Origin of the sequence: Sphingobium sp. TKS, from assembly GCF_001563265.1 — a bacterium.
Taxonomy (GTDB): Bacteria; Pseudomonadota; Alphaproteobacteria; order Sphingomonadales; family Sphingomonadaceae; genus Sphingobium.
Genome location: NZ_CP005083.1, coordinates 3,089,238 through 3,104,935 on the forward strand (window position 1 = coordinate 3,089,238; position 15,698 = coordinate 3,104,935).

Sequence of the window (15,698 nt, forward strand, 5' to 3'; positions counted from 1 at the left end):
AGATGCGGCACCGGCCCGCCCCCCCACCCGGCCACCCAACGGCAGTATCATATGGGTGGCCGGGTGGGGGCGCGGGCCGGTGCCGAAACCCGATAAAAGGCCCACCATGCGTATCGTCTATATGGGAACCCCTGATTTCGCCGTTCCGGCACTGGTCGCGCTGGCGAAGGCCGGGCATGCGATCGTCGCCGTCTACAGCCAGCCGCCTCGTCCAGCCGGGCGCGGCAAGGCGCTGCGCCCCTCCCCCGTTCACGCCAAGGCGGAGGAAATGGGCATTGAGGTCCGCACGCCGGTTTCGCTGAAAGATGCCGATGTGCAGGCCGCTTTCGCCGCGCTGAAAGCCGATGTCGCGGTGGTCGCCGCTTACGGCCTGATCCTGCCGCGCCCGATTCTCGACGCGCCGCGCTTCGGCTGCATGAATATCCACGCTTCCCTCCTCCCCCGCTGGCGTGGCGCGGCCCCGATCCAGCGCGCCATCCTCGCAGGGGACAATGTCACCGGCGTCACCATCATGGATATGGAGGCGGGGCTCGACACCGGCCCGATGCGCGCCAAACATGTCACCCCGGTCGAGGACAAGACCGCCGGCGCGCTGACGGAGGAGCTGGCCGATGCGGGCGCAAAATTGATGGTCGAGGTGCTGGACGATATCGCGCTCCATCCACCCATCGCGCAGCCGGAAGAGGGCGTCACCTATGCGTCCAAGATCGACAAGGCGGAGTCGCGCATCGATTTCAACCGCGACGCGCATCAGGTCGAGCGGCAGGTACGCGCCTTCAATCCCGTCCCCGGCGCCTTCTTCGAATATCGCGGCGAGCGCTTTCGCATCCTGGCCGCCCATGTCGAGGAAAATGAAGGCGCGGCCGGGGAACTGCTCGACAACAGCCTGCTGATCGGATGCGGCCATGGCGCGATCCGCCCGACGCTGATCCAGCGCGCGGGCAAGGGCGCGATGTTAGCGGGCGAATTGCTGCGCGGCTATGACATGCCTGCGGGCAGCCGGGTCGACGCCTGAAAAGATGACGCGATTCGCCTTCACCGTCGAATTTGACGGCCGCCCCTTCATGGGCTGGCAACGGCAGGCCCATGGCCCCAGCGTCCAGCAGGCGATCGAGCAGGCGATCTTTGCCGTCACGGGTGAGCGGGTCGCGATCCATGCCGCCGGGCGCACCGATGCGGGCGTCCACGGGCTTGCCATGCGCGCCCATGCGGACATTGCGAAGGACTTCACGCCCTTTCGTCTGATGGAGGCGCTGAACGCGCTTCTTCGACCCGCGCCCGTCGCGATCCTGGCCTGCGAGGTGGTGCCCGATGACTGGCATGCCCGCTTTTCCTGCATCGGCCGGTCCTATGTCTATCGCATCGCCAACCGCCGCGCGCCGCTGACCTGGGAAAATGGGCTGGTCTGGCGGGTGATCCAGCCGCTCGATGCCGCCGCGATGCAGGAAGCGGCGCAGCTTCTGGTCGGGCGGCATGACTTCACCACCTTCCGCTCGGTCCATTGCCAGGCGGAAAGTCCGGTGAAGACGCTGGACCGGCTGGACGTGGAGCGTTCAGGTGACCGGATCGCCATATTTGCGGAGGCACGGTCCTTCCTGCATCATCAGGTGCGGTCGATGGTGGGATGCCTTGCCATGGTCGGCATGGGGCGCTGGTCGATCGGGAATCTGGAGGCTGCGCGGGATGCGAAGAATCGGGCGGCGCTGGGGCTGAATGCACCGCCGGACGGGCTATATTTCGTGAGCGCGCGCTATCCCGGCGAGTGAAGCTAAAGACTCGCCCGGAACGGGGTGAAATTCGTGCTCTCATCGAACACGTCCAGCCCTTCGGCGCGCTTGAGGCTGCCGACCACCACATAGGTCACAGGCGTCAGCACCGCTTCCCAGGTCACTTTCATCAGCCAGTTGGTGATCATCACCGTCACCACCTGAGCATTGGTCCAGTCGCCATAGAAAGCCAGCGGATAGAAAAGCAGGCTGTCCACCCCCTGCCCCACGACGGTCGACCCGATCGTGCGCATCCACAGGTGCTTGCCCTCTGTCAGCAACTTCATCTTCGCGAGGACGAAGCTGTTGGCGAACTCCCCCGCCCAAAAGGCCGTGACCGAGGCGAAGACGATGCGCCAGGTGCTGCCGAACACCGCCTCATAGGCTTTCTGGTCGGGCCAGCCCTCCGCCGGGGGCAGCTTCACCACCACCCAGCTCATCAGCGCCATGAACAGCATCGCGCCGAAGCCCGCCCAGACGCAGCGCCGCGCCCGCGCATAGCCATAGACTTCGGTCAGCACGTCGCCCAGAACATAGCCCAGCGGAAAGAAAAGGATGCCCGCGCCGAAGGTGAAGCCGCCCACGGTCGACAGCTTGGCCGCGCCGATCAGGTTGGACAGCAGCAATATGGCGACAAAGGCCGCCATGCAGAAATCGAAATAGCGCAAAGGGCGGGCGCCCAGTGCATAGGCATCGATTTTCCTTACCCCCGGATCGGTCATGCGCCCCTGCATATCGGCCCGGCGGGCAAATGCAATGCCGCCTATGATTGCAAGCCGGCCAAAGCCCCGCTATCGAACGCCCCAACGGCCCCGTAGCTCAGCTGGATAGAGCATTCGCCTTCTAAGCGAATGGTCACAGGTTCGAATCCTGTCGGGGTCGCCATTTTCCTTTTCGGTCCGCGGGGCCACGGATCGGCCGCATCGCTTCATAGACCATGCCGCTTAAAAGCAGGCTGCCCTGGCGTGACAGATGGTCGTCGTCGGAATAAAGCGGCACGCCATGCGCCACCGTCGCGCATTGACCGCTGCGGCAGAGGAGATGGTGCGGATAGATGATGCCGACCGCAAAACGCCGCTGCATTTCATCGAAAACGCCGAAAACTTGCCGCTGACGGCGCAGATAGTCCGCGCGCGACAGCACCAGTTGCGTCGGTTCGCTGTAGAGTTCCGCCCGCGCCAGGCTTTCGGGCACGTTGCGGCGGAATTCCGGAATGGGGGCGACCAGGATGACCCGCTTGCCCATGGCCGTCAGCGTCCCGACCGTTTCGTTCAGGCCCGAGCGGAACAGCAGGGCGTCACGGCTGAGGCTCTTGTCGTCATTCTCATCTCGGCCGAGATAGCAGGGCGTTCCCCCTTCGGGTCGGCGGCCATTGGCGCACAGACCCCATCGAGAGACGAGAAAGACGGTGTGGATGGTCGGGTTGTCGCGCAACATCGCCAGCACCTGGGCATTGAAGGCGCTGCAATCATGGCTAGGCGGTTGGTCGAGCCGGTCGAGGCCGAGCAGCGTCGGGCAGGCGGGATAGGATGCGATCCGCCCGGAAAGTCCCAGCGCATCGCCTGCCTGATCGAAAGCGGGTTTCAGCGCATGGGCATGGGAATCGCCCCACAGCAGGAAGCTGGGCGCCGTACCGTTATGCGCGCCCACCGCGCACAGCGTTCGGTGCCGCACCGCCGCCATGCCCGAACAGCGCTCCGGCAGATAGGCCATGCTCCGGCTCGCCGCGTCGAGCGCCGCGACCGAGGGCGCCACCCGCGCAGGTAGGCCGCCGGAAAGGTAAAGCAATGCCCCCGCCCCGCACCCGGCAACCACCATCGCTCCGGCAAAGGCGAAGGCGCGGCCGATCGTGAAGTAGTGCGCCCTGCGGAACGGTTCTTCGATGAAACGCCAGGAAAGGGCGGCGACCAGCAGCGAGAGCAGCACGATCAGCACCTGTTCCCGCAACCGCCAGTCGCCATCGGTGCGATAGGTCCAGAAAACGACGATCGGCCAATGCCACAAATAGAGCGAATAGGAGATGCGGCCGATCGCCACCGGCAGCGCGCCGCTCAGCATCCGGCCGACCGCCGAACCGCCCTGTCCCGCATGCAGGATCAGCATCGCCCCCAGCACGGGGTAAAGGGCGTTCAGGCCGGGAAAGGCGGTCCCGCCGGAAAAGCCGAAGACCGCCCAGCCGATCGAGACGATACCGGCAAGCGCGCAAAGCTGCGCCGCCCATCCGCTCCGCAACGGCGGCAACAGGCCGGTCGCCAGCAGCGCCCCCGCCAGAAACTCCCAGGCACGGGGGAAAGGCAGGTAAAAGGCCAGGACGGGCGCCCGGTCGACCAGCAACAGCGCGAAGTCGAAGGAGAGGAGCGCCATCGCCGCCAGCAAAAGCCGGGTCCGTCCTCCCGCCCAGAAAGCGCAAAGCATCAGCAGCGGGAACAGGATATAGAATTGCTCTTCCACCGCCAGCGACCAGGTGTGGAGCAGCGGCGCTTCCTCCGCCGCGCTGCCGAAATAGCCGCTGTGCCGAGCGAAATAGAGATTGCTGGCGAACAGCACCGTTGCCGTCGCGCTCATCCCGAGCGCTCGATAATCAAGCGGCAGCAGTATCTGGCTGCCCGCCACTATGGTGACGGCGATCGTCGCGAACAAAGCGGGGAATATGCGGCGGATGCGCCGCGCATAGAAGGCGGTGAGGCTGAACCTGCCTTCCGCCAGTTCCCGCGCGATGATCGAAGCGATCAGATAGCCGGAGATGACGAAGAAGATGTCGACGCCGACAAAGCCCCCGAAAAAGGGCCAGAGGCGGACATGATAGAACAGCACCGGCAGGACCGCCAAAGCGCGCAACCCATCGATGTCGCGCCGATAGGCTGAGGCGGAACCCCCCTCTATCGCCAGGGGGACCGGCAAGACGGAACAGGATGCGCTGGCGGCGATGCTCTTTCGCTCCTCTTTTCCAGGGACTTGGCAGGCAATCATGGTGATAGAGCCTGTATCGCCCGGCGCATCAGCGCATCGGGACAGTCGCAAGGGTCAAAGGTGTTAGAGGGCTGGCTGGAAGGCGCAGGGGAAGCGAACGGAAGGGATGCGGGCTTAGGCCGATTGGTCAGGCCGCTGCCGATCGCAGCAGCAGGTCGTCGATCACGGTCATGGTGAAGATCGGATCGGTGTCGGGCGGAACTTCCGCAATGGCATCGACGAAGGCGGCGCGAGTTTGCGGATCGTCATAGACCATCTTCTGGTCGAAGGCGGCGCGCCAGGTCGCTTCGTCCGGCCATTCGGCATAGCCGACGAAACGCCCGTCCGCATCGCGGTGCAGCCGCGATCCATAACTGCCATATTTTTCGCGGATGAGGTCGGTTCCCCGGCGCCAGGCCTTGCGGAACTGCTCCTCCTTGCCGGGGTGGACACGCCACCAATAGACCGCGACGAACATCGGCTCTCTCCTTTTCTGGAGAGAATGATGCGCGGCGGCAGAAGTTGCGACAGAAAAAGGGCGCCCGGTTCCCCGCGCGCCCTTCACCGAAGAGAAAATCAGAGAACCGACTGGCCGGTTTTTTCCCAGTCCGCCAGGAAGCCGGCAATGCCCTTTTCGGTCAGCACATGGTTGAACAGCGCCTTGATGACCGAGGGCGGCGCGGTCATCACGTCGGCGCCGATCTTCGCGGCTTCCAGCACGTGGATCGGGTGACGCACGCTCGCGACCAGAATTTCGGTAGCGAAGGAATAATTGTCGTAAATCAGGCGGATATCCTCGATCAGTTTCATGCCGTCGAAGCCATTATCGTCATGCCGTCCAACGAAGGGCGAGATGAAGCTCGCGCCCGCCTTGGCCGCCAGCAGCGCCTGATTGGCCGAGAAGCAGAGGGTGACGTTCACCATCACGCCCTCGCCGGTCAGCGCCTTGCAGGTCTTGAGCCCATCGATGGTCAGCGGCACCTTGATGCAGACATTGTCGGCAATTTTCCGCAGCACGGCGGCTTCCTTCATCATCGTCTCATGGTCGAGCGCGACGACTTCGGCCGAGACCGGCCCTTCGACGATGCCGCAGATTTCCTCCACCACTTCCAGGAACTTGCGGCCCGACTTGTGGATCAGCGAGGGGTTGGTGGTGACGCCGTCCAGCAGGCCGGTGGCGGCCAGTTCGCGGATTTCGTTGGTGTCGGCGGTGTCGACGAAGAATTTCATGGGTCTGCTCCAGGGAGGGTAAGGACGAATCGCGTCTCCTTTAGCCGCTCCATGCCCGATTAGCCATTATTGCCCGAGCCCGGCCCTTTACCTTGGGCCCGGCGCAACATTATGACGGCGGTACCTTTCCAAAGGACCGATCCATGCTCCGCCTTTTGCGTCCGCGCCATATATGGGACGCGCTTGCCTCCATCGCAATATTCGCAGCCGCACCCGCCGTCGCGGCGACCAGCGAAACCCAGGCATGGCTGACCGAAACGCTGACGATCAAGGCCAGCGATGCCGACATTATCAGCCTCGACCTCAGCCAGCGCTTCCGCCGCGACGCCTCCAACGGCGGTCAGCAGACGACGCGCATCCTGATCGATCATCGAATCGCGACCGGCGTGCAGATCGGCGGCGGCCTTGCCTATTTCCATTCGGGGCCGGAGCAGGAAATGCGGCTGTTCCAGCAGGTGACGCTGACCAGGGGGATATGGCTTTCCCGCACCCGGATCGAACAGCGCTTTTTCGATACCGCCGACGAGGCAAGCTGGCGGCTGCGCCAGCGGGTGCAGGCATCGATCCCGCTCGATTCGGCGCAAAAATGGACATTGATCGCCACGACCGAGCTGATGTTCCACCTGAACCGCGCCCGCCCGAGCGACAAGACCGGCCTTGCCGTCATGCGCAACCAGATCGGCCTGCGCCATCCGATCGGCAAGGCGCTGGACGTGCAATTGCTCTATATGCGCCAGCAGACCTTCCGCGATGCCCGTCCCGATGCGGTCGCGCATATCCCCTGGCTGACATTGAACTGGAAAATCTGACGCTTCTTGGCCTTGCCTCACCCGCCCCTGCCATTAGGGAGGAGGCCATGAGTTCGCGCGCCCGTGTCATCCTGCTGAACGCCGCCCTGGGGCCGCTCGACTATCGGGTGCCGCACGGGATGAACGCCAGGCCCGGCAGCATCGTCGTCGCGCCGCTGGGGCCGCGCCAGATCGTCGGCGTGCTGTGGGAGGAGGACAGCTTCCCAGAGATCGAGACGGTGGGCGACAATCGGCTGCGCAATATCGTGGGGCTGGTCGACGCGCCGCCGGTGCCCGAAACGCTGCGCCGCCTGATCGAATGGACGGCGGACTATTATCTCGCCCCGATCGCCGCCGTGCTGCGCATGACGCTGGCGTCGATGGCGGCGCTGGAGGGCGCGCGGACCGTCATCGAATATCGCGCTACGGGTGAATTGCCGGACCGGATGACCGAGCAGCGTGCCCAAGCCATGGAGCGCATCGGTGAGCGGCAGGGGCTGATCCGCGAGCTGGCGATGATCGGCGGGGTGAGCGACGCGGTGATCCGCGGGCTGATCAAGGCGGGCGCCTTCGAAGCGGTGGAGGTCAGCGTCGACACGCCCTTCCCCGCGCCCGACCCCGATCATGCCCCGCCGCTGCTGTCCGACAAGCAGGGCGCGGCCGCCGATCAGTTCATCGACGCGGTCAGGGAACGGGCCTTCGCCCCCTTCCTGCTCGACGGCGTGACCGGATCGGGCAAGACGGAGGTCTATTTCGAGGCCATCGCCGCCGCCATTCGGGGGGGGCGGCAGGTGCTGGTGTTGCTGCCCGAAATCGCGTTGACCGAGCCTTTCCTCGAACGGTTCGAAAAGCGCTTCGGCACCGTGCCGGTCAACTGGCACAGCGGCCTGCGCCAGAGCGAACGACGGCGCGCCTGGCGGGCAATCGCGGCGGGCGAGGCGGCGGTGGTCGTGGGCGCAAGATCGGCGCTATTCCTGCCCTATCCCAATCTGGGCCTGATCGTCGTCGATGAAGCGCATGAAGCCAGCTTCAAGCAGGAGGACGGGGTTCATTATCACGCCCGCGACGTGGCGGTGATGCGGGGACTGATCGAGAAATTCCCCGTCATCCTGGCCTCCGCCACGCCCGCCATCGAGACGCGGCATCAGGTGGAACTGGGCCGCTATCGCGAGATCAAGCTGCCCTCCCGTTTTGGCGGCGCGCAAATGCCTGCGATCGAGGGCGTGAACCTGCTGACCGACCCGCCGGAACGCGGGCGTTGGATCGCCCCGCCACTGGTTCGCGCCATCGATGAAAATATGTCCAAGGAGGAGCAGAGCCTGCTCTTCCTCAACCGCCGCGGCTATGCGCCGCTAACGCTCTGCCGCCATTGCGGCTATCGCTTCCAGTGCCCCAATTGCACCGCCTGGATGGTCGAGCATCGGCTGACCCATCGCCTTGCCTGCCATCATTGCGGCCATGTCATCCCGGCCCCCCGCTTCTGCCCCGATTGCAAGGAGGAGGACAGCCTCGTCGCCTGCGGCCCCGGCGTCGAACGGATCGCGGACGAGGTGAAGGCACTCTGGCCCAATGCGCGTACCGCCATCGTCACCTCCGACACGCTCTGGTCCCCTGCCAAGGTGGCCGAATTCGTGAAGTCGGTGGAGGCGGGCGCGGTCGACATCATCATCGGCACGCAGCTCGTCACAAAAGGCTATCATTTTCCGAACCTGACGCTGGTGGGGGTGATCGACGCCGATCTGGGCCTCGAAGGCGGCGACCTGCGCGCGTCGGAGCGCACCTTCCAGCAGATCGTCCAGGTGGCGGGCCGCGCCGGACGCGGGCAGAAGCCCGGCCGCGTCTTCATCCAGACCCGCATGCCCGAGGCGGAGGTGATCAAGGCGCTGATCGCGGGCGATTCGGAACGCTTCTACGAGGTGGAGACAGCCAATCGCCGTCACGCCAACGCCCCGCCTTTCGGCCGCTTCGCTGCGATCATCGTTTCCAGCGAGAATGCCGACGAAGCCGCCGAAATCGCCCGACTGATCGGCAAGTCGGCCCCGCTGATCGAAGGGATGCGCGTCTACGGACCCGCCCCCGCGCCGCTTTCCATGCTGCGCGGACGGCATCGCCACCGCCTGCTGATCCACGCCACGCGGCAGGTCGACGTGCAGGGCGCCATCCGCGAATGGCTGGGCAACCTTACCTGGAAGTCGGGCACGCGCGTCGCGGTGGACGTCGATCCCTACAGCTTCATGTGATGGAAAGCCCCTGCGTCAACATCTGCAAGCTCGACAAGGCCGGGCGCATCTGCACCGGCTGCGGGCGGACGACCGACGAAATCCGGCGCTGGACGGGCATGAGCAAGGCCCAGCGGCGGGCGATCATGGAACGGTTGAAGGGCTTTTCTTCTTAGCCGCCTCCGCATCGAAACGTTTCTTGAGCGCCAGCGCCGCGTCGCGCATGCCGGAGGGATGCGGCGAATAGGCCAGCGGATCGAGCAACCGGGACGCCTCGGCATATTTCCCCCGGAATGCGAGGGCCTGCACATAGGTCATGCGATATTCCGGACTTTGCGGCAGCAGCTCAAAAGCCTTGGCCAAGCCGTCATAGCCGATATCCGGCATCGGCCCGCCCTTCATCGCATGATAGCGGTAGAAGAGCGCCAGCGGCACCGGATCCTCGGTGTCCGCACGGTTCGCCTTGACGATGGCCTTGAGCGCAGCCTTCCAATCCTCCTCCCGGTCATCGTCACGCGCCCGCTCCAGCAGCACCCGCGCCCGGATGCTGTAGGCCCGCGACAGTCCGGGATCGAGCGCGATCGCCCGATCGGCGTCGGCCAGCGCCGCCGCCTTTTCCTCAGCATCCCATTCCGCCTCCGCCAACAGCGCCAGCGCATAGCCACTCGAAGGGAATTTGGCGGCAGTGGCCCGGATCGCGCTGACGATCTGGGGCAGGTCTTCGGTGCGGGGATGGTTCATCAGCCACAATTCATCCTCGATCAGCGCGCCCCGCGCCGGATCGACCGGGCTAATCGTGATGGCGCCGACCGTCACTGCCTTGGGGTCGAGCCGCGATGCCGACAGCGGACGGCGCATATAGGCCTTGAGGTCCTTTTCCAGCCCATCGATGCCGCCGGCAAAATAGCCATCCAGCTTCATATCCGGCACGCCGGCGGTCAAATCCTTCAGATAATGGCTGATTTCCGCTCGCCGGTCAGTCTTGTACTGGAAATAATGAGTGAGCAGCCAGGCCGTGCCATAATAGCGGTCTCCATCCCGCAGCCCCAGCCCTTCGGTGTCGCGGGCGAACAGATCCTTCAGCGGATAGGGCGAATCCTGCACCAGCGTGGGCGCCCGCGCCATCGGGATGCGCCCGAACTGGATCGACCCATCCTTGGGAAATTTCACGACGGAGAAAAATTCCGCGAAGCCCTCCACATACCAGGCCGGATAGGCCGCCGGGAAATGGTGCAGCATGAAATGATGGCTATATTCGTGGAACAATATGTCCTCGGCGCCCACATCATATTCGCTCATCTTCGCGCCGCGCGCCAGGACGGCATAGGCGAAGCGATCCGACGTCGTATAGAAGCCCGCGATATTGGGGTTGCGCGCCAGCGCCTTCACCTTGGAGTCGTTCGACAGCAGATAGACATGGACCGGGCTGCCAGCCTCGGGATCGTCGATGCCGGTCGCGTTGCGCAACAGGCCGTCGAACTTTTCCAGCTTCTCGGCAAATTCGTGCAGCTTCGCTTCGCCGCCATCGCTGGTAATGGTGAAATGCCGGCTCTTCGCCTGCAACCATGCCGCCTGCGCCGTTCCCGGAACAAGCGCCAGCGCGCCCGCCAGGACCAGCAGCCCCTTCAACCCCAGAATCTTCACGCCACCCCCTGCAATGGCATTGAACCATGGTCGCGTTCATGGCGGATAGCCTGCTGTAAGAAAAGCGAAAAGCGGTGTCTCAGCCCTGTCTTTCCCGCTCCAGCAAAGCCTGCTTGCGCTGCGCGCCATAGGCATAGCCGCCCAGGCTCCCGTCGCTCCGCAAGACCCGGTGACAGGGAATCAGCACGGCCAGATTATTGTCCCCGCAAGCCGTTCCGGCGGCCCGCACCGCCCCCGGCCTGCCGATCGCCGCCGCGATTTCGCCATAGGTGCGCGTCTGCCCCGGCGGGATCGCGCGCAGCGCTGCCCAGACCGCCTGCTGGAAAGCCGTTCCGCACAGGTCCATCGGCAAATCAGGCGCATGCGCCGGATCATCCACCAGCCGCGCAACTTGCTCCGCTAATCCTGCCAGCGCCTTGTCCGCCGGCAGGATCTCCGCCTTGGGGAAGCGCCGCCGCAAATCCGCTTCATCCTCGTCGAAGCTGATCCGGCACAGGCCTCGCGCCGTGCCCGCCACCAGCACCGGACCCTGGCTGGTCGGCACCACGGCATGGCGAATCGCCACGCCCCGGCCGCCATCCTTCCAGGCGCTGGGCGTCATGCCCAGATGCCGCTCCGCATCGGCATAGGCGCGGCTGGGCGCATTATAGCCCGCCTCATAGATGGCGCCGGTGACGCTGCCCCCTTCCTCCAGCGCGCTTTTCAGCCGTTCGGTGCGCAGCGACCGGGCGTAGGCGGCGGGCGTCATGCCCGTTTCCCGCTTGAACAGCCTGTGGAAATGATGCGGCGCATAGCCGGCATGACCGGCCACTTCCTCCAGCGAAGGCGGCGTTTCGGCGGCGGCGATGAAAGCGACCGCCGCCTCCACCGCCAGCCGGTCGCGCCCCACCTCATCGGGGCGACAGCGCAGGCAGGCGCGGAAACCCGCCGCGCGCGCCGCCTCCGGGTCAGGCAGGAAGATCATATTCTCCCGCCTGGGGTGCCGCGCGGCGCAGCTTGGCTTGCAATAGATGCCGGTGGTCAGCACGGCGCCCACGAACCGCCCGTCGAAGCCGCGATCCCGGCGCAGAAATGCGTCCCAGCAGGCATCGGCATCCGGCATGGCATGCATTGGGGCTTGGGGCTGTCTCATCTCGTTCATAGATAGGGCATAGCCGATGGGAAGACATCAGACTTCCCGCCGCTTGCGGTCAAAAAGCGGTTTCGCGCATTTCCGCATTGCCTCAATCCCACCATCGCATATGAATGCCGCCAATCATGGTCGCACTACTCCGTCGCCTCGCCCTAATCCTCGCTCTTGTCGCGCCCTTGAGCGCGCGCGCCGAGCAGCAGGATATCGCCGCCGCCGCCCGCGGGGTGGTCCGCGTCGTGCTGGTGGCGACCAACGGCTCCGACGCCTATTTCGTGGGGCATGGCAGCGGCTTTGCGGTCGCGCCGGACAAGATCATCACCAACGCCCATGTGGTCGAGTTGATGCGGGAGGAAAAAAATCTCGTCATCGGCGTCATCCCTTCGGAGGGGACCAAGACATATGGCGGTAAGATCATCGCCTTTTCGCCCGGCAACGACCTGGCGCTGATCCAGTTGGAGGAAGGCAGGCTGCCGGTCAGCACCTTTTACGCGGGGGCGGTCAGCGATGGGCAGCATGTCACCGCCATAGGCTATCCCGGCACGGTCGACCGCGCCCAGGGTCTGGGCCTCAAGCAATTGGTCGAACCGCTGGGCACGGTGAAGACCAGCGGCAATGTCTCCTCCGGCCGGGCGAGCCAGAATTTCGATACGGTGCTGCATACCGCGCCGCTGGCGGCGGGCAATAGCGGCGGGCCGCTGGTGGACGATTGCGGCCGGGTGCTGGGGGTCAACAGTTTCGGTTCCGTGTCGGACGGCAACGATGCGGAGTTCGGATTTGCGGTGTCGTGGCGGGAAATCGCATCCTTCCTGCGGCAAGCAGGCGTTGCATCGCTGCATACCGTCGTCCCCTGCCGGTCGATGGCGGAGGCCGACGCCGCCGAAGCCGCCCTCACCCAGCGCGAGGACGCGCGGAGCGAGCAATCCGAACGCGCCCGCGCCGATGCCCGCGAAGCCGCGATCAACAAGGCCCGCGACACCGCCGAGCGCGATGTCATCTCCGCCCGGGAGAATGCCATGGCCGGCGCAGCTGTGCTGCTGGCGCTGGCCGTGCTGGGGCTTGGCGCGGGCGGCCTTTTCTACAGCCAGGGACGGGAAAAACGCGCGACCTGGTGGCTGGCGGGCGGCGGCCTGCTGCTGTTCGGTGCGATCGGGCTGTTCTTCCTGAAGCCAAGCTTCTCCAGCATCGACGAACGCATCCAGTTGCCCGAGGACAAGAGCGTCACCGGCAACAATGCCTATGCCTGGGCGGGCGACAATATCTGTCGCGTGGACGTGAATCGCAGCCGGCTCACCATATCGGAACCCAATGACATCGGGTTCCACTGGGCCGAGGGCGGCTGCGTCGACGGCAACACCCAATATGTCTCGTCCGGCACCGGCTGGCAGCGCGCGAACGTGCCCGACGACCATGGTTTCGTGACGGTCAGCCGCTTCGATCCCGCCACGGGCATGCTGCGGGTTCAGCGCTGGCTGCCCGATATCGACACCATGGCCAAGATCCGTGCGCTGGGGGACGGGCCGATCAAGGGCTGCGGCAACGATTCCGCGCTGCTGGCGAAAATCGCCTCGTTGCAGAGCGATCTTGCCGCCCTGCTGCCTGCCCAGCCCAATGAGCGGATCGTCTATCATTGCCAAAAGGGTCGGCTCGCTCCGGCCGTCCGGTGAAGACGGCCTACAAAATCGTCGATTCGGGCGTCATAAAAACTCAGTCAAATCGCGATGTTTTCATCCGAACGGTCGAATCGCGTTCCATGACTTGCATAGTCACAATCCCACTGCTAACCGGCCCCCCAACAGGGGACCGGGACGGATCAGAACCGCGCCCCCTTTTTGCATGACCGGCAAATCAAATGCCAGGAAATCAAGTGGAGGACGGTAAGCGCGTGGAGACTACCGGCGGTATTCAGGCTAGCCTCAGCGGCCGCTATGCGGTGGCGCTGTTCGATCTGGCCCGCGACGGCAAGACGCTCGACACCGTCGCGGCGAGCTTGGCGGCGCTCAAGGCGGCTTTGGCCGAATCGACTGATTTCAAGGGGTTGATCAACAGCCCCGTCCTCAGCCGCGACGCAGCAGGCAAGACGATCGCGGCCGTAGCATCCTCCATGGCGATCGATGCGCTGACGACGAATTTTCTTGGCGTGCTCGCCCAGAACCGTCGCCTGTCGCAGCTTCCCGCCGTCATCCGCGCCTATGAGACGCTGCTGTCGAATCACAAGGGCGAAGCCCGCGCCGAAGTGACGAGCGCCCATCCGCTCAGCAAAACCCAGATTACCGCTCTGCAGAAGAGCCTCAAGGCCCGTGTCGGCCGCGACGTCGCGGTCGATGAAAAGGTCGATCCCGCGATCCTGGGCGGGCTGGTCGTCAAGATCGGCAGCCAGATGATCGATTCCTCCATCCGCACCCGTTTGAATAGTCTCGCTTTGGCGATGAAAGGCTGAACATGGATATCAACGCCGCAGAAATTTCGAAGGTCATCAAGGACCAGATCGCCAATTTCGGCACCGAAGCGCAGGTGAGCGAAGTCGGTTCCGTGCTGACCGTGGGTGACGGCATCGCCCGCGTCCATGGCCTCGACAACGTCCAGGCGGGCGAAATGGTCGAGTTCGCCAATGGCGTGCAGGGCATGGCGCTGAACCTCGAAGCCGACAATGTCGGCGTCGTGATCTTCGGCTCGGACGCCGAGATCAAGGAAGGCGACACCGTCAAGCGTACCGGCACCATTGTGGACGTTCCGGTCGGCAAGGGTCTGCTCGGCCGCGTCGTCGACGGCCTCGGCAACCCGATCGACGGCAAGGGTCCGATCCAATATACCGAGCGCAAGCGCGTCGAAACGAAGGCTCCGGGCATCATCCCCCGCAAGTCGGTGCACGAACCCGTGCAGACCGGCCTCAAGGCCATCGACGCCCTCGTCCCCGTCGGCCGCGGCCAGCGCGAGCTGATCATCGGCGACCGTCAGACCGGCAAGACCGCCGTCGCGATCGACACCTTCATCAATCAGAAGGGCATCAACGCTTCGGGTGACGAAAGCAAGAAGCTCTACTGCATCTACGTCGCCATCGGCCAGAAGCGCTCGACTGTCGCGCAGATCGTCAAGCAGCTCGAAGAAAATGGCGCGATGGAATATTCCATCGTCGTCGCCGCCACCGCTTCGGAGCCCGCTCCGCTCCAGTATCTGGCGCCCTATACCGGCGTCACCATGGGCGAATATTTCCGCGACAACGGCATGCATGCCGTGATCGTCTATGACGACCTTTCCAAGCAGGCCGTCTCCTATCGCCAGATGTCGCTGCTGCTGCGCCGTCCTCCGGGCCGTGAAGCGTACCCCGGCGACGTGTTCTACCTGCACAGCCGCCTGCTGGAGCGCGCGGCGAAGATGAACGACGCCAACGGCGCCGGCTCGCTGACCGCGCTGCCGATCATCGAAACGCAGGCGGGCGACGTGTCGGCCTACATTCCGACCAACGTGATCTCGATCACCGACGGCCAGATCTTCCTCGAAACCAACCTCTTCTACCAGGGCATCCGTCCGGCCATCAACGTCGGCCTGTCGGTATCGCGCGTCGGCTCGGCCGCGCAGACCAAGGCGATGAAGAAGGTTTCCGGCTCGATCAAGCTGGAGCTGGCTCAGTATCGCGAAATGGCGGCCTTCGCCCAGTTCGGTTCGGACCTCGACGCTTCGACCCAGAAGCTGCTGAACCGTGGTGCGCGCCTCACCGAACTGCTGAAGCAGGCCCAGTTCTCGCCGCTGCCCTTCGAGGAGCAGACCGCGTCGATCTTCGCGGGCACCAACGGCTATCTGGACAGCGTGCCGGTCAAGGATGTGACGCGCTATGAAGAGCTGATGCTCGCCTATCTGCGTCACGACCATGCCGATGTCCTCGCCGCGATCCGCGACAGCAAGGATCTGGGCGACGAGCCCAAGGCCAAGCTGAAGGCCGCGCTGGACTCGTTCGGCAAGACCTTCGCCTAAG

14 protein-coding genes and 1 tRNA gene are annotated in these 15,698 nt (G+C 64.7%); 9 read left to right on the forward strand and 6 right to left on the reverse strand.

Features of this window, described 5'->3' with window-relative positions; all coding sequences use genetic code 11:
• Positions 1–106: 106 nt before the first annotated feature.
• Complete coding sequence (fmt, locus tag K426_RS15325; protein ID WP_066561850.1) at positions 107–1,015, forward strand: methionyl-tRNA formyltransferase; 909 nt, start codon at positions 107–109, stop codon at positions 1,013–1,015.
• Positions 1,016–1,019: 4 nt separating this feature from the next.
• The gene (truA, locus tag K426_RS15330) at positions 1,020–1,766 is read left to right on the forward strand and encodes a tRNA pseudouridine(38-40) synthase TruA (protein WP_066561852.1); all 747 of its coding nucleotides are present in this window, start codon (positions 1,020–1,022) and stop codon (positions 1,764–1,766) included.
• Positions 1,767–1,768: 2 nt separating this feature from the next.
• On the opposite strand, the gene K426_RS15335 is transcribed toward truA, so the two are convergent.
• Entirely contained in the window at positions 1,769–2,488 is a 720-nt protein-coding gene (locus K426_RS15335; protein ID WP_066561854.1) for a queuosine precursor transporter, read from the reverse strand.
• 86 nt (positions 2,489–2,574) lie between these two features.
• Here K426_RS15335 and K426_RS15340 point away from each other — a divergent pair.
• A tRNA-Arg gene (locus K426_RS15340) sits at positions 2,575–2,651 on the forward strand.
• Here the strand turns inward: K426_RS15340 and K426_RS15345 are convergent.
• From K426_RS15345 to fsa, 3 genes are all read right to left on the reverse strand, one after another.
• Positions 2,622–4,736, reverse strand: a complete 2,115-nt coding sequence (locus K426_RS15345) for an acyltransferase family protein (protein WP_082748614.1) — start codon at positions 4,734–4,736, stop codon at positions 2,622–2,624. The two genes, K426_RS15340 and K426_RS15345, sit on opposite strands and share 30 nt — an antisense overlap.
• A 127-nt stretch (positions 4,737–4,863) precedes the next feature.
• Complete coding sequence (locus K426_RS15350) at positions 4,864–5,193, reverse strand: antibiotic biosynthesis monooxygenase family protein (RefSeq protein ID WP_066558819.1); 330 nt, start codon at positions 5,191–5,193, stop codon at positions 4,864–4,866.
• A 98-nt stretch (positions 5,194–5,291) separates the two neighbouring features.
• Positions 5,292–5,945 carry a fructose-6-phosphate aldolase gene (fsa, locus tag K426_RS15355; protein ID WP_066558821.1) on the reverse strand — a complete coding sequence of 218 codons (654 nt, stop codon included), beginning with the start codon at positions 5,943–5,945 and terminating at the stop codon, positions 5,292–5,294.
• A 143-nt stretch (positions 5,946–6,088) separates the two neighbouring features.
• Here fsa and K426_RS15360 point away from each other — a divergent pair, with 143 nt between their 5' ends.
• From K426_RS15360 to K426_RS15370, 3 genes are read left to right on the forward strand one after another with little or no spacing between them, the layout of a single operon-like run.
• The gene (locus K426_RS15360; RefSeq protein ID WP_082748616.1) at positions 6,089–6,754 is read left to right on the forward strand and encodes a DUF2490 domain-containing protein; all 666 of its coding nucleotides are present in this window, start codon (positions 6,089–6,091) and stop codon (positions 6,752–6,754) included.
• A gap of 47 nt (positions 6,755–6,801) precedes the next feature.
• Positions 6,802–8,973 carry a primosomal protein N' gene (locus K426_RS15365; protein ID WP_066558823.1) on the forward strand — a complete coding sequence of 724 codons (2,172 nt, stop codon included), beginning with the start codon at positions 6,802–6,804 and terminating at the stop codon, positions 8,971–8,973.
• Positions 8,973–9,128, forward strand: coding sequence for a DUF1289 domain-containing protein (locus K426_RS15370; protein ID WP_066558826.1), 156 nt, complete (start codon positions 8,973–8,975; stop codon positions 9,126–9,128). Before K426_RS15365 ends, K426_RS15370 begins: the two co-directional genes overlap by 1 nt.
• Here K426_RS15370 and K426_RS15375 read toward each other — a convergent pair.
• Together K426_RS15375 and ada are read right to left on the reverse strand one after the other, a co-directional pair.
• Positions 9,097–10,596, reverse strand: a complete 1,500-nt coding sequence (locus tag K426_RS15375) for a tetratricopeptide repeat protein (protein WP_443018193.1) — start codon at positions 10,594–10,596, stop codon at positions 9,097–9,099. The two genes, K426_RS15370 and K426_RS15375, sit on opposite strands and share 32 nt — an antisense overlap.
• A gap of 79 nt (positions 10,597–10,675) precedes the next feature.
• Positions 10,676–11,737, reverse strand: a complete 1,062-nt coding sequence (gene ada, locus K426_RS15380; protein ID WP_066558828.1) for a bifunctional DNA-binding transcriptional regulator/O6-methylguanine-DNA methyltransferase Ada — start codon at positions 11,735–11,737, stop codon at positions 10,676–10,678.
• A gap of 116 nt (positions 11,738–11,853) precedes the next feature.
• Here ada and K426_RS15385 point away from each other — a divergent pair, with 116 nt between their 5' ends.
• From K426_RS15385 to atpA, 3 genes are all read left to right on the forward strand, one after another.
• A complete protein-coding gene (locus K426_RS15385) occupies positions 11,854–13,392 on the forward strand; it encodes a S1C family serine protease (RefSeq protein WP_066561859.1) in 1,539 nt (512 codons plus the stop codon).
• A gap of 218 nt (positions 13,393–13,610) precedes the next feature.
• The gene (locus K426_RS15390) at positions 13,611–14,165 is read left to right on the forward strand and encodes a F0F1 ATP synthase subunit delta (protein WP_066561862.1); all 555 of its coding nucleotides are present in this window, start codon (positions 13,611–13,613) and stop codon (positions 14,163–14,165) included.
• 2 nt (positions 14,166–14,167) lie between these two features.
• Positions 14,168–15,697 carry a F0F1 ATP synthase subunit alpha gene (gene atpA / locus K426_RS15395; protein ID WP_066558832.1) on the forward strand — a complete coding sequence of 510 codons (1,530 nt, stop codon included), beginning with the start codon at positions 14,168–14,170 and terminating at the stop codon, positions 15,695–15,697.
• The last annotated feature ends 1 nt before the right edge of the window (position 15,698 follow it).

Excerpts from the sequence above, each read along its gene's own strand:
- fmt (WP_066561850.1), top strand. The coding sequence starts at position 107 with ATGCGTATCGTCTATATGGGAACCCCTGATTTCGCCGTTCCGGCACTG.
- truA (WP_066561852.1), top strand. The coding sequence starts at position 1,020 with ATGACGCGATTCGCCTTCACCGTCGAATTTGACGGCCGCCCCTTCATG.
- K426_RS15335 (WP_066561854.1), bottom strand. The coding sequence starts at position 2,488 with ATGACCGATCCGGGGGTAAGGAAAATCGATGCCTATGCACTGGGCGCC.
- K426_RS15345 (WP_082748614.1), bottom strand. The coding sequence starts at position 4,736 with ATGATTGCCTGCCAAGTCCCTGGAAAAGAGGAGCGAAAGAGCATCGCC.
- K426_RS15350 (WP_066558819.1), bottom strand. The coding sequence starts at position 5,193 with ATGTTCGTCGCGGTCTATTGGTGGCGTGTCCACCCCGGCAAGGAGGAG.
- fsa (WP_066558821.1), bottom strand. The coding sequence starts at position 5,945 with ATGAAATTCTTCGTCGACACCGCCGACACCAACGAAATCCGCGAACTG.
- K426_RS15360 (WP_082748616.1), top strand. The coding sequence starts at position 6,089 with ATGCTCCGCCTTTTGCGTCCGCGCCATATATGGGACGCGCTTGCCTCC.
- K426_RS15365 (WP_066558823.1), top strand. The coding sequence starts at position 6,802 with ATGAGTTCGCGCGCCCGTGTCATCCTGCTGAACGCCGCCCTGGGGCCG.
- K426_RS15370 (WP_066558826.1), top strand. The coding sequence starts at position 8,973 with ATGGAAAGCCCCTGCGTCAACATCTGCAAGCTCGACAAGGCCGGGCGC.
- ada (WP_066558828.1), bottom strand. The coding sequence starts at position 11,737 with ATGAACGAGATGAGACAGCCCCAAGCCCCAATGCATGCCATGCCGGAT.
- K426_RS15385 (WP_066561859.1), top strand. The coding sequence starts at position 11,854 with ATGGTCGCACTACTCCGTCGCCTCGCCCTAATCCTCGCTCTTGTCGCG.
- atpA (WP_066558832.1), top strand. The coding sequence starts at position 14,168 with ATGGATATCAACGCCGCAGAAATTTCGAAGGTCATCAAGGACCAGATC.